Origin of the sequence: Sphingomonas palmae (genome assembly GCF_900109565.1) — a bacterium.
In the GTDB taxonomy this organism is placed as follows: domain Bacteria; phylum Pseudomonadota; class Alphaproteobacteria; order Sphingomonadales; family Sphingomonadaceae; genus Sphingomonas; species Sphingomonas palmae.
In genome coordinates, this window is sequence record NZ_FNZZ01000002.1 from 281,521 (window position 1) to 294,880 (window position 13,360).

General features: G+C 69.0%; 11 protein-coding genes. 4 read left to right on the plus strand and 7 right to left on the minus strand.

Going from position 1 to position 13,360, the window contains the following annotated elements:
* Window positions 1–540 (minus strand): hypothetical protein, encoded by a 540-nt coding sequence (locus BMW51_RS05870; RefSeq protein WP_093004348.1) that lies wholly within the window; start codon window positions 538–540, stop codon window positions 1–3.
* Between the two features lie 3 nt (window positions 541–543).
* Entirely contained in the window at window positions 544–2,091 is a 1,548-nt protein-coding gene (locus BMW51_RS05875) for a CoA-acylating methylmalonate-semialdehyde dehydrogenase (RefSeq protein ID WP_093004350.1), read from the minus strand.
* A gap of 86 nt (window positions 2,092–2,177) precedes the next feature.
* On the opposite strand from BMW51_RS05875, the gene BMW51_RS05880 reads away from it, so the two are divergent.
* Entirely contained in the window at window positions 2,178–3,074 is an 897-nt protein-coding gene (locus BMW51_RS05880) for a LysR family transcriptional regulator (RefSeq protein ID WP_093005074.1), read from the plus strand.
* A 1-nt stretch (window position 3,075) separates the two neighbouring features.
* On the opposite strand, the gene treF is transcribed toward BMW51_RS05880, so the two are convergent.
* On the minus strand, window positions 3,076–4,671 hold the full coding sequence (gene treF / locus BMW51_RS05885) for an alpha,alpha-trehalase TreF (RefSeq protein ID WP_093004352.1): 1,596 nt from the start codon (window positions 4,669–4,671) through the stop codon (window positions 3,076–3,078).
* Between the two features lie 102 nt (window positions 4,672–4,773).
* On the opposite strand from treF, the gene BMW51_RS05890 reads away from it, so the two are divergent.
* Window positions 4,774–6,579 carry a DUF885 domain-containing protein gene (locus BMW51_RS05890; protein ID WP_093004354.1) on the plus strand — a complete coding sequence of 602 codons (1,806 nt, stop codon included), beginning with the start codon at window positions 4,774–4,776 and terminating at the stop codon, window positions 6,577–6,579.
* Between the two features lie 53 nt (window positions 6,580–6,632).
* Here the strand turns inward: BMW51_RS05890 and BMW51_RS05895 are convergent, their stop codons facing one another.
* Entirely contained in the window at window positions 6,633–7,646 is a 1,014-nt protein-coding gene (locus tag BMW51_RS05895) for a fumarylacetoacetate hydrolase family protein (protein WP_093005076.1), read from the minus strand.
* A 65-nt stretch (window positions 7,647–7,711) separates the two neighbouring features.
* A complete protein-coding gene (locus BMW51_RS05900) occupies window positions 7,712–9,661 on the minus strand; it encodes an energy transducer TonB (protein ID WP_143051818.1) in 1,950 nt (649 codons plus the stop codon).
* Between the two features lie 134 nt (window positions 9,662–9,795).
* On the opposite strand from BMW51_RS05900, the gene BMW51_RS05905 reads away from it, so the two are divergent.
* Window positions 9,796–10,200, plus strand: coding sequence for a thioredoxin domain-containing protein (locus tag BMW51_RS05905; RefSeq protein ID WP_143051819.1), 405 nt, complete (start codon window positions 9,796–9,798; stop codon window positions 10,198–10,200).
* Between the two features lie 67 nt (window positions 10,201–10,267).
* Window positions 10,268–11,422, plus strand: coding sequence for an acyl-CoA dehydrogenase family protein (locus BMW51_RS05910; RefSeq protein WP_093004360.1), 1,155 nt, complete (start codon window positions 10,268–10,270; stop codon window positions 11,420–11,422).
* A 43-nt stretch (window positions 11,423–11,465) separates the two neighbouring features.
* Here the strand turns inward: BMW51_RS05910 and BMW51_RS05915 are convergent, their stop codons facing one another.
* Entirely contained in the window at window positions 11,466–13,052 is a 1,587-nt protein-coding gene (locus BMW51_RS05915) for a methyl-accepting chemotaxis protein (protein ID WP_093004362.1), read from the minus strand.
* Entirely contained in the window at window positions 13,049–13,348 is a 300-nt protein-coding gene (locus BMW51_RS05920) for a hypothetical protein (RefSeq protein WP_093004364.1), read from the minus strand. The genes BMW51_RS05915 and BMW51_RS05920 overlap by 4 nt, the downstream gene beginning before the upstream one ends.
* Window positions 13,349–13,360: the final 12 nt, after the last annotated feature.

The following is a 13,360-nucleotide window of genomic DNA, read 5'->3' on the forward strand; positions in this document are numbered from 1 at the left end:
TTAGCACCGCTGGTACCTTGCCGTCTGCCCCGGCCGCCCGGCATCACCCTGCTCGACCAGCAGCAAGCGTGTGCCGCCCTGTTCAAGCGTCAGGCGTGTCGAATGCGTCCACCGCGCGTCGTCCTGCTTGAACGACAAGGTGGCGACCACTTCGTTCGCGGACGGTTCGCTGAGTGCATCGACACGCGCGCGCTGGCGGAAGAAGCGCAACTGGTCGGCCTCGATCGCCAGCCGTCCTTGCGCATCGACATTGGCGAGCGCGCAGTCGCCCGGGGTCCTGCCCCAGTAACCCTGGAATGCGAGCGGCAGCTTGCGCGTGCCCGCCGATGTCGGCGTCACGGTCGCCACCGGCAGGCCGTTACGCGCCGCGGCCCGCGGTCCCTGCGCGGCCGCCGCGCGATCGATTTGCTCCTGCGCGCGTGCCTGGGCGGGGTCGACGTGGACAGCGTTATAGTCCGCGTCGGACGAGGGAGAGCAGGCCACCAGCAGCACCGCGCCCATCATCGTCCCCCAGCCCGATCGCCGCATCACGCGCCTCATCCTTTATCCCATCGTCGGGATGACGAACGCGTCCTGGATGCGGCTGGGTCCACCGTCCTCGCTGCCGCGCGGCAGGTCGCCGCCCGACATGCCGAACCCGTCGGGCCAGCGCTGCGTCACCGTCTTGACCTTGGTCCAGAACTTGACGCCTTCCATGCCGTGCTGGTTGGTGTCCCCGAACGCCGAGCGCTTCCACCCGCCAAAGGTGTGGTAGGCGACCGGTACCGGGATCGGCACGTTGATGCCGACCATGCCGACGTTGACTCGTGCGGCGAACTCGCGAGCGGCGTGGCCGTTGCGCGTGAAGATCGCGACGCCGTTACCGTACTGGTGCTCGCTCGGCAGCCGCACCGCGTCCTCGAACGTCTTGGCGCGGACGATCTGGAGCACGGGGCCGAAGATCTCCTCCTTGTACGCGCTCATGTCGGTCGTCACGCGATCGAACAGCGTCGGGCCGACGAAGAAGCCGTCCTCGTGCCCTTGCAGCGTGAAGCCGCGACCGTCGACGACCAGCTCCGCGCCCTCGTCGACGCCGGTCTGGATCCAGTTCTCGACGCGCTGCTTGTGCGCGGCGTTCACGACGGGGCCGTAATGTGCCTCCGCGTCGGTCGACACGCCGACGCGCAGCGCCTCGATCGCGGGGATCAGCTTCTCGCGCAGGCGATCGGCGGTCTGATCGCCGACCGGCACTACGACCGGCAGCGCCATGCAGCGCTCACCCGCCGAACCGAACGCCGCGCCCGACAGGTCGGCGACGACCTGATCCAGATCGGCGTCGGGCATGACGATGCCGTGGTTCTTCGCGCCGCCCATCGCCTGCACGCGCTTACCCGCCTCGACGCCGCGACGGTAGACGTAATGCGCGATGTCGGACGAGCCGACGAAGCTGACCGCGCTGATCGCGGGATGATCGAGGATCGCGTCGACCATCTCCTTGTCGCCGTGCACGACCTGCAATATGCCCTCGGGCAAGCCGGCGTCGCGGAACAGCTCGGCCAAACGCACCGGCACCGACGGATCGCGCTCGGAAGGCTTGAGGATGAACGCGTTGCCCGTCGCGACCGCGACGCCAGACATCCACAGCGGGATCATCGCTGGAAAGTTGAACGGCGTGATGCCCGCACCGATGCCGAGCGGCTGGCGCATCGAGTAGACGTCGATGCCCGGCCCGGCGCCCTGCGTATACTCGCCCTTCAGCACGTGCGGGATGCCGCAGCAGAATTCGATCACCTCCAGCCCGCGCTGAATGTCGCCCCTGGCGTCGGCGATGACCTTGCCGTGCTCGGACGAGAGCAAGTGCGCCAGCTCGTCCATGTTCGCCTCGACCAGTTCCTTGAACCGGAACATGACGCGCGCGCGGCGCTGCGGATTGGTCGCGGCCCAGGCGGGCTGCGCGGCCTGCGCGGCGGCGATCGCACGATCGAGGTCCGCTTGCGTGCCGAGCGTGACGCTCGCCTGCACCTTGCCGGTGTTGGGATCGTATACGTCGCCCGTACGCCCGGCACCCGCGCCGCCCGAATGGCCGACGATGTGATGGTCGATGAACCGCATTGGCGCTCTCCTGATTTCTTGAGCGAGCGTCTGCGCCTCATGCGCGTTGCAGGCAACCGGCAAATCTGCAACGTTCGCCTGCAATGATGCAGCCGATACCCTGGGGCGACCTGCAGGACTTCCTCGCCATCGCGCGCGCCGGGCAGATCGCGCGCGCCGCCGCGCAGGTGGGGGTCGACGCGACCACGATCGGGCGGCGCCTGCGCCGGCTGGAGGCGCGGCTGGGTGCGACCTTGTTCGAGCAGACACGCGAGGGTCAGGTGCTGACCGAGGCCGGCGAGCGGCTGCTGGCGCAGGTCGAGGCGATGCAGCGCGCGTCCGAGCGCATCGGGGAGACGCCCGAAGGTGACCGCGACACGCTGTCGGGCCTGCTGCGTATCAGCGTATCCGAAGGCTTCGGCACCTGGCTGGTCGCCGAACACCTGTACGACTTTGCGGCACGCCACCCGGCACTGACGATCGACCTGGTGGCGAGTTCGGGGTTCCTGTCGCCGTCGAAGCGCGAGGCCGATCTCGCGGTGCTGCTCGATCGCCCGAGCGCGGGGCCGGTGGTCGCCAGCAAGCTCGCCGACTATACGCTCCGGCTCTACGCCAGCCGCGGCTATCTCGATCGCCACGGCACGCCGACGCGCGAAACGATCGCCGCCGACCACCGCCTCGTGGGCTACATCCCCGACCTGCTCTACTCGCCCGAGCTGCGCTACCTGCGCGAGATCGACGCCGGGCTGTCGCCGGTCCTGCGCAGTTCAAGCATCAACGCGCAGGCACGATTGATCGCGAGCGGGGCCGGCGTCGGCGTGCTGCCGCACTTCATCGCCGGCGGTGATCCCGACCTCGTCCGCGTCATGCCCGCGGTGGAGATCGCGCGCGCTTTCTGGCTCGTTACACACCGCGATACCCGCCAGCTGCGCCGCGTCCGCGCCTTTCGCGCGTGGCTGGTCGAACTCGTCACCCGCCACCGCGCGCAGTTGATCGGCCCGTAGCTTACCGCGCCGGGTACCGCTGCTGCAGCGCACGCACGACACCGTTGGTCCAGCCGAACCCGTCCTGGGTCGGATACTCGCCGCCACCACCTGCGCGGCTCTCCTCGACGTCGTACTTCTCCAGCAGCTTGCCCGAGGCGCGATACTCGCGCTCCGCGGTCGCGACGAAGCGCCGTGCGACCGCGCGCGCCAGATCGTCGCGGCCGTAACGCGCCAGCCCTTCGACCGCGATCCACTGCAACGGCGCCCAGCCGTTGGGCTTGTCCCACTGCTGCCCGGTATCGACGGTCGTCGTGCGCAGCCCGTCGGGCGCGAGCAGCAACCGCTCGGTCGTCACCGCCACGCGCGCGCCGTGCGCCGGCGAGGCGAGCCCGGCGAACAGCGGGTAGAGCGTCGCCGCGGTCACACCGGCGCGCAGGCGCTTCTGCCGCAGATCATAGTCGCCGTAGCGATCGCCCGCCTCGTCCCACAGCCAGCGCTCGATCGCCGCCTGCCGCGCCGCCGCCCGCATGGAGAAGTCGCGCGAGCAACCGCTGTCGCCCGCGTCCGCGCAGCCGCGCGCGATCGCCTGCTCCAGCCCGAACAACAGGCTGTTGAGATCGGCCGGGACGATCTGCGTCGTGTCGATGGTGGCGAGCGTCCGCCCGTCGGCCAGCCAGCGCGAGGAGTAATCCCACCCGCTCTCCGCGCCCGCGCGCAGGTCGCGATAGACCTCCGCCACTGGTCGCCCGCTCGCCCGCGCCGTCTCGACATCCTCGCGGTACGACTCATCACGCGGTGTCGCGCGCGCGTCCCAGTAATGCTGTAGCCGGGCACCGTCCGGCATCACCGCGGTGCGCTGCGGCGTAGTCCAGTACGCCCACTCGCGCCTGAGTGCCGCCAGCCGCCGCGCCTTGACGCCCGCGTCGTTCGCCGGCGACAGCGCCATCATCGCGTACAGGAACGGCGGCTGCGAGCGGCTGAGATAATAGGTCCGCGTTCCGTTGGGGACATGACCGTGGCGCTCGACCAGCGAGACGAAGTCGTCGATCATGCTTTCGACCAGCGCATCCTCGCCGTCCGCCTTCAGCCCCAGCATCGTGAAATAGCTGTCCCAGTAATACATCTCGCGGAAGCGCCCGCCCGGCACGATGTACGCCCGCGGCAGCGCGAGCGCCGACGATCCCGCGACCGGGTCGAGCGGCGGGCGGGTGAGCACGGGCCACAAGCGGCGGATATGCTCCGCCATCCGGGCGCTCTTGCCGCCATTCGCCGGCGCGGGCGCACTGCCGGTTTCCGGCACGTCGAAGTTCGCGAGCACGAACGCGCGCAAGGCAGCATCATCCATCGCGCCGGCCGCGCGCCAGTCGCGCATGATCTCAGGCACGGGGCGCTTCGCCACCGCGTCGACGAAGGTCTTGCCGTCGGGGAAGATGCGCCGTGTCTGCACCGCCGCGAACAAGTCGCCGTACAGGTCCGCGGGCGTCTGCACGGACGCGAGGTCGGTCGCCGCCATCGGAGGTGTCGCCGGCGTCGTCGCGCAGCTGCCGACCAGGAGCAGCAGCGCCGCCGCGACCGTGCGCAGGGGAGCGGTGCGGATTGGGTGAAGCGAGATCATCCCCGCTTCTCACCACATCACGGCGCCCCGCGACAACCGCTTGTCGCCGCTACGGGTGCGCCATAGACAGCAACTCGATCGTCTCAGAGGTTACCAGCTACCATGCGCTTCGCCGTTACCGCCGCCCTGCTGCTCGCCTGCTCGGGCGCTGCCTTCTCCCAGGCGCTGCCGCCCCCCGCCCCGATGGCGGGCGACAGCGCGGAGGACGCGCGGCTCAAGCGGCTGTTCTACGACAGCGACGAGGCCAGCCTGAAGCGGAACCCGATCAACGCGATCTCGCGCGGCGACCTGCGCTACGCCGACCGGCTCGGCGATCCGCTGTCCGACGCGTCGATCGCCGCCGAGCGCGCCGCGAACGAGCGCGACCTCGCCGCGCTCAAGCAGATCGACCGCGCCAAGCTGACCCACGTCGACCAGATCGCGTACGACGTGTTCAAGTACCAGACCGAAGTCGCGCTTCGTGGGCTCCAGCCCGACATCGTCGCGCTGACGATCGTCCGTCCGCTCGACCATTTCTACGGCTTCCAGGCCTTCTACCCCGACTTCGCCTCCGGCGTCGGTGCGGCGCCGTTCAAGACAGTGGCGGACTATGACAACAACCTGAAACGCAACGCGCAATATGCTCACCTGATGGACGAGGCGATCGTCCGCTTCCGTCAGGGCATGAAGGCGGGCATCGTCCAGCCCAAGCTGGTCGTGCGCAACATGATCGAGCAGTTCGACAATCTGCTCAAACAGGGCATCGAGGGCTCGACCTTCTACGGTCCGGTCAAGAACTTTCCCGCCGGCATCTCCGCCGCCGACCAGACCCGCCTGCGTGCCGCCTACGCGCAGCAGATCCGCGACGTCATCAACCCCGCGCACAAGCGGATACGCAATTTCCTCGAAACCGAGTACCTGCCGGTCGCGCGCGACAGCGTCGGGCTGTCGGCGATGCCCGGCGGCGCCAAGCTCTACGATTACCTGATTGAATCGAACACCACGCTGCCGTTGAAGGCTGAGGAGGTGCATCAGCTCGGCCTGTCGGAGGTCGCGCGCATCCTCAAGGCGATGGAGGTGCAGAAGGCGAAGGTCGGGTTCAAGGGCACGCTGCCCGAGTTCTTCACCTATCTGCGCACCGACAAGCGCTTCCAGCCGACCTCGGCCGAGCAGCTGCGGCTCGGTTACGAGGCGATCGGTCGCCGCGTCGACGCGCGCGTGCGTGAGCAATTCTCGCTGATCCCGAAGACCAAACTGGAAATCCGCCCCGTCCCCGCCTTCCGCGAGAAGACCGACGCGGGCGGCTCCTACAACGGCGGCACCCCCGACGGGTCGCGGCCGGGCGTGTTCTACTACAACACCTACGACCTCCCATCGCGCTACATGTGGGAGATGGAGACGTTGTACCTGCACGAGGCGGTGCCGGGGCATCACTTCCAGATCAGCCTCGCGCAGGAGAATACAGCGCTGCCCGCGTTCATGCGCTTTGGCGGCAACACCGCTTATGCCGAGGGATGGGGCCTCTACGCAGAGACGCTGTGGAACGAGCTCGGCATGGAAACCGACCCGTATCAGCGCATGGGCGGGCTGAGCGACGAGATGCTGCGCGCGATGCGGCTGGTGGTCGACACCGGCATCCATGCCAAGGGTTGGACGCGCGACCAGGCGATCGAATACATGCTCGCCAACTCTCCGATGGCGCGCACCGACGCGACTGCCGAGGTCGAGCGCTACATCGCGATCCCCGGGCAGGCGCTGGCGTACAAGCTCGGCCAGCTGACGATCTCGCGGCTGAAGGCATCGAGCAAGGCGACGCTCGGCGCGAAGTTCGATCCCCGCGCCTTCCACGCGCAGGTGCTCGACACCGGCGCGCTGCCGATGCCCGTGCTGGAGCAGAAGATTAACGCGTGGGCGAAGACGGGGAAATAAGCGGGATAGAATAAAAACCCTCTCCCCGTTTGGGAGAGGGCTAACTGGTTTTCCTACTCCACCGTCTGCTCGATCACCCCGAAGATCGGGTGGTGCCGGTCATCTTCGGCCCAGATACGCACCGTGTCGCCCTTCTTGAGGAACGGCGTCGTCGCCTTGCCCGACGCGATTGTCTCGACGGTGCGGACCTCGGCGAGGCACGAGTAACCGACCCCACCTTGCGCGATCGGCTTGCCCGGCCCACCGTCTGCGTCGCGGTTCGACACCGTGCCCGACCCGACGATCGTCCCCGCGCCCAGGTTTCGCGTCTTCGCCGCGTGCGCGACCAGCGTGCCGAAGTCGAACGTCATGTCCTCGCCGGCCTCAGCGCGCCCGAACGGCTGCCCGTTCAGGTCGACGCACAACCGGCGGTGGAGCTTGCCGTCCTTCCACCAGTCACCCAGCGCGTCGGGCGTCACGAACACTGGCGAAAACGCGCTCGCCGGCTTCGACTGGAAGAAGCCGAACCCCTTGGCGAGCTCGCCCGGGATCAGGTTGCGCAAGGACACGTCGTTGGTCAGCCCGACCAGCCGGACCGCGGCGAGCGCCTCGTCGCGGCTGGCGCCCTGCGCCACGTCGCCCGTCACCACCACGACCTCGGCCTCCAGGTCGCAGCCCCACTCCTCGTCGGCGAGCGGGATCGGGTCGCGCGGGCCGAGGAAGCCGTCCGACCCGCCCTGATACATCAGCGGATCGTGCCAGAACGTCTCGGGCATCTCCGCCCCGCGCGCCTGCCGCACAAGCGCGACGTGATTGACGTAGGCGGAGCCATCCGCCCACTGGTAGGCGCGCGGCAGCGGCGAGGCGGCGTCGTGCTCGTGGAAACGCTCGCGCGGTATCGTCTGGTGCTCCAGATCGGTCGCCAGCAGCTCCAGCTGCGGCGCGACGCGGTCCCAGTCGTCCAGCGCCGCCTGCAACGTCGGGCAGATGTGCTGCGCGTCGGCGTACCAGGCGAGGTCGTTCGACACGACGACGAGCTTCCCGTCGCGACCCCGCTCGGCATTGGGCTTCAGGCTGGCCAGTTTCATGCGCATGCTCTCCTTCTACCGCCGACCATAGGAGCCATCGCGCGCCCAAGTCGAGCGATCAACCGCTACGGCAAGCGGAACACGACCGCCTGCTGGCGTCCCGCACACGCCAGCGCGCCTTCGGGACGGAAGCTGCTGGTGAAACGACTATCGCGCAGGATGCCAGTGGCCGCTTCGTCGAACACGAACGGCGGGTAGGCGATCACCGCGCGCGGTTCGATTGTGCGGCCGTCGGCGGAAATGTCGAACTCGGTCGAAACCCAGCCCTCGAACCCGTAGCGCTGTGCCGCCATCGGGAAGTCGTTGCCTGTTGTGCCGGTGCTGCGCAGCCCCGGCGTGATACCCAGCAGCGAGCATTGCTCTGCGGTCAGCCCGGTGGCGGCAAACGCCTGTTTCGCGCCCGCCAGATCGCCTTTCGCCGCGCGCACGTTCGCCTGCTGCAGCATCGCCGCGACCTTCAACGGATGCCGCTCCGGCAGGTTCGGCTCGGCGATCACCGCGTCGAGCAGTTGCGGCGCGTCGTCGGCCGGCCCGCTGCGATAGCCGGGCACCGCGATCAGCACGCGCAGCGTCGCCGCACTGAGCGGGTCGGCCGCCATCTGCGGATCGGCGAGCAGGCGCCGCAAGGCGCTGCGGTAAGCGTTGCCGTTATCCTCGTCGATCGCGTTGATCGCGGCAAAGGTGCGAACCGCCGTCGGCGCGTGAAGTGCGTTGGCGCGCGTCAGCGCCTGCGCGGCAAATTGCGCGCGCTCGTCCGCCGGGACCACCGCGTTGCGCGACAAGGCGAACAGCGTGGCGAGCTGCTGGGCAGCGGCTCCCTGGTTCATCGCCGCTCGTTGCAGCGGCAGCGCCGCCGCGTCGGACAGGTCGGCCCACGGCGGTGAAGTGGGAACGCCCTGCCCGGTGATCCACGCCTCGGTCGCGTCCGCCAGCGGCGTGACGAGCGAGGGAGCCGACGGCGTCTTCAGGCAGCGAAGCTCGACGCGGCTGGCCAGTCGGAAGAACGGCTTGATCGCCTTCACGTCATCGCTGCGCCACGACCAGTCGGATACTGCCTGCGCGAACGCGATCGCGGCAGCGCGCTTACCCGTAGTGAAGATCGGCACGGCGCCGACGACCCGACCGTCGTTGGCGAGCGAATATTCGACGATGGCGACATCCTGCGGCGTCAGGCCGGGCACGTCGGCACATATGGGCGGCTTCATCGTTACCGCCCGTGCGTAGGGCGCATCCGCCATCCGCCCTGCGCCGGTATAGGCGAGGTATTGCCGCGCATTGTCCATGTCCTTGTTGCGGAGCGCCGCGATCGCGAGGTCGGAACGCGTCGCCACGTCGTCGAGCCCGACACGCGAGGTCAGCCCGCCGCGCTTGGCCAGGCTGTCCTTCAGCACCGCGTAAGCTTCCTTGTCGCGCCCCTCGTTCATCAGCACGCGCGCGTAGATCGTCTGAACGTTCGCCACGTCCTTCTTCGACAGGCTCTGGTCGGCCAGCGCGATCGCACGCGCTTCCTGCGCGTAAGCCAGCGCTTTGCCGTCGTGATCGAACATCAGCGTGTCGGCGAGCAGCATCAGCGGGCGCAGCCGCGCCGTGCCGGTAGAGAGTGCGAGCGCGGCACGCCCATCAGCGGCCGCGGCGTCATAGTCGAAGCGCGCATGCGCCTCGCGTGCCAGCCGCAGGTGCGCGTCGATCACCTCATCGTTGAACGACGCCCCTTGCGCGGCAAGCACGGGCAGCGAAGCGCGGATCATCGCCGCGCCCTCTGGACCCCGATCGAGGTAGATCAGGCACTTGCCCTTGCGCACCCTAAGCGCCGCGGTGCCGACCGGCGACTTCGCCAAACGGGGCGCCACCGCGTCGAAGATCGCCACGGCCTCCGCGCACTTGTCCTCGCCCGCCAGCTGCGTCGCCTGGTCGAAGCGCTGCTGCAGCGTTTGCGCACCCGCGGGCGCTGCTGTTGCTGCGGCTCCTCCCGCAGCTTGACCCAGCGCGAGCAGTGCGAGCACAATCGACGACATCATCCATCCCCCCGGTTTGATCGCCAAAGGACCACGCGAACGCCGCCGTGTCGAGCAATATGTCAACACGACTGACACAGAGAAGCGCGTGGCGCCGTGGCGGCGTTTTGCTCGCCGCCGCGCTCACGTGGACCATGTCGGTCGCGACTGGCGAGCCGCCGGCTTCTCGCCCCGTCCGCGACGATCCTCGACTGCCGCCACGTTCGGTGATCGTCCTGGTCGCGTCATGGTGCGCGCCGTGCCGCGGCGAACTCTTGCGGCTCGACACGATCGCGCCGGTAATCGGTGGCCGGGCCCTGCGCGTGCTCGCGATCGACGACAGCGCCGCCACCGCGCGCATGCTACGCGTGATCGATCCCGCGCGCGTCTGGCGTCCCGACACACGTGTCGACCACGTCCGCGCGTTGCTGCTCGCGCGTACCGCCGGGCTGCCGTTCAGCGTCGTCAGCGACGGGCGCGGCGTCGTCTGCGCGCAGGAGAACGGTGGCCTCGACGCTCATCGCGCGGCCGCGCTCGTACAACGCTGCGCGACGCCATAACAAAAGTTACTTGACCGCACCGCTGGCGCCCGTGACACTCGCGCAAATCATTCGCGAGAGGGCGCCCATGACACTCGACACCGTCGCCGGCCGGCAGGCCTATACCGAGGATCACGAGGCGTTCCGCCAGACGGTACGCAGCTTCCTGGCCCGTCAAGGCCAGCCTTTCGCCGACCAATGGAACAAGGACCGGCTGGTGCCCAAGTCGTTCTGGCGGCAGGCGGGCGAGGTCGGCATGCTGTGCCCGACGGTGCCCGAAGCGTACGGCGGGCTGGGGCTCGATTTCGGCTACAATGCGATCGTCGACGAGGAGATGGCCTATGCGGGCGTCCCCGCCGGCTTCTCGCTCCAGTCCGACATCGTCGCCGGCTATATCGAGCATTACGGCAGCGAGGAGCAGAAGGCGCAGTGGCTGCCCAAGATGGTGTCGGGCGAGGTCGTCACCGCGATCGCGATGACCGAGCCGGGCACGGGCAGCGACCTGCAGTCGATCCGCACCTCGGCGAAGAAGGACGGCAATCACTACGTCATTAACGGATCGAAGACGTACATCACCAACGGGCAGAACACCGACCTGACGTTGGTAGTCGCGAAGACCGACCCCGACGCGAGCCCCTCGTGGAAGGGCATGTCGATCATCCTGGTCGAGAGCGACCGCGAGGGGTTCAGGAAGGGCCGCAAGCTCGACAAGATCGGGCAGGACGCCGCCGACACGTCCGAACTCTTCTTCGACGACGTGCGCGTGCCGATCACCAACTGCCTGGGCGAAGAGGGCAAGGGCTTCATCTACCTGATGAGCCAGCTGCCGCAGGAGCGCCTGTCGATCGCCGTCTCGGTACAGGCGACCGCGCAGAAGGCGTTCGACGAGACCGTCGCCTTCACCAAGGATCGCAAGGCCTTCAAGGGCACGGTGTTTGATTTTCAGAACACGAAGTTCGTGCTCGCCGACCTGAAGGCGAAGCTGCAGGTCGGCTGGGCGCACCTCGACTGGTGCATCAAGCGCCATCTGGCGGGCGAGCTGACCAACGAGGAGGGTGCCGCGGCCAAGCTGTTCCACACCGAACTCGAGTGGGAGGTGATGGACAAATGCCTCCAGCTCCACGGCGGTGCGGGCTATATGAACGAATATCCGATCGCGCGGTCGTGGCGCGCGGCGCGCGTCAGCCGCATTTACGGCGGCACCAACGAGATCATGAAGGAAGTGATCGCGCGCAAATTGTGACGGCGCCGGGGGATAGGGGAGCGATCGCCCCCCACCATGCGTGTTACGCCGCGGCGTCGGCGCGCAGTTCCTCCACGAAGCGATCGGTCGACTGACGCAGCCGGCTGGCGTGCGCCGACAGGCTCGCGGCGGCGCTGCGCACGTCGACCGACAGCGTCTCGGCCGCGGTCGCGGCGCTCGCCACCACCGCGATCTGCTGCTCGACGTAATCGGCGCCGCGCGCGGCCTCGTGCGCGCTGCGCTCGATCTCGACCGCCGCCGCACGCTGCGCACCCACCGCGTCGCGGATGTCGTTCGCCGCCACCGTCACGCGCGTCACCATCGCGCTGGCAGCGTCGAGGTCGCTCGCCGCCGCGGTCACGCCGTGCTGGATGCCCGAAATCAGGTCGGCGATCTTCTGCGTCGCGTGCGCGGTGCCGGCGGCCAGCTGCTTCACCTCGCCCGCGACCACCGCGAAACCGCGCCCGGCCTCACCCGCGCGCACCGCCTCGATCGTGGCGTTGAGCGCGAGCAGGTTGGTCTGCGCGGCGATCCCGCCGATCTGCTCGACGAAGCCGCCGATGTCGCCGGTTCGCACGGCCAGGTCGCGCACCGCACGGTCGCTCGACGCCGCGCTGTCGCGCGCGGCCTGCGTCAGCGCGCGCTGCTGCTCGGCATGTTCCGCCACCGTCTCCATCGATCCCGACAGGTATCGGATCGCCGACGCGACCCCCTGCGCCGCCGATGACGCCTGTACCGCCCCCGCCGCGACCTCGACCGCTTGGTGCCCCGCGTCAGCCGCCAGCTCGTTGAGCGACACCGCCGAGCTGACCAGCTGCGCCGACGCCTCGTCCAGCGCGATCGCCACCCCCGCCACCGTATGTTCGAACGCACCGGCGAGCGTCAGCAGCGCCGCGCGGCGCTCGGTCGCCAGCCGCTGTTCCGCCTCCTTGCGCCGCACGCGCTCGCGCGCCGACGTTTCCTCCGCCACCTGCGCGGCGGCGAGCGCATCGACCGCGCGTGCGGCAGCGGCTTCGGCGGCGAGCGACAGCTGCTCGCTGTGCAGCCGTGCCTGCTCCTGCGTGCGGTGCGCCTCGTCCTGCGCGATGATGAGCGTGCGCAGCGCCTGCGTGACGTAAGCGAGCGCACCGAACTGCAGCACCACCGCCACCGCGTGGAACACGACCCGGCCGAGATTGCCCGATCCGGTGAAGACCCAGTCGGGCACCACCGCCTCGAACAACAGGTGGTGCACCGCGATCAGTGCGGAGGCGAGCGCGATCGGACGCCAGTCGCACAACAGCGTCAGCGCGGCGAGCGCGACGAAGAAGTACATGTGCGCATCCATCTGCCACGCGTGCCCGCGCAGCAGGTAGACGAACAGCGCCGGCATCACCGCCGCCTCCACCGCGACCGTCAACCGCGCCGCACGATCGAAGCGGCCCTTTATCGCCACAACGGTCGGCAGGATCATCGTCAGCGCCGCGACGATCAGCTCGAACCCGACGCCGCGACGATCGAGCAACAGGTCGCCTACGACGAGCAGCGGCAGGCACAGCCATCCCGCGATCACAAGTGCGCGCACCCCGCGCCGCCTGAGCGCATCGAGTGCGACCGAACGGTGCGCCGAGGCTGAAAGAACCTCGCTCACGCTGCAACCTCCGCGCCGCACAGCGCGCTGGGCGCCGCCGTGACCAGGATGCCTGCGCGCAGCAACGCGACCGTGTCCCGCGCACCATCGCCGCGCACGACCACCGATCCGATCGGCCCGCGTGCCAGCAGCGCGAAGCCATCGGCCAGCGCCGCCTGCGCGGGCCGCGCATCCCGTGTCAGCGGTACGAACAACAGGTTGCCGCGCTCGGGCGGCGCGAAGGCGAAGGCGATCAGTGCCGCTGCGCCTCCTATGATCTGCACCAGCGGCGAAATGTAAGAAACTGCGGTTGCCATGAGCGCCCGCTA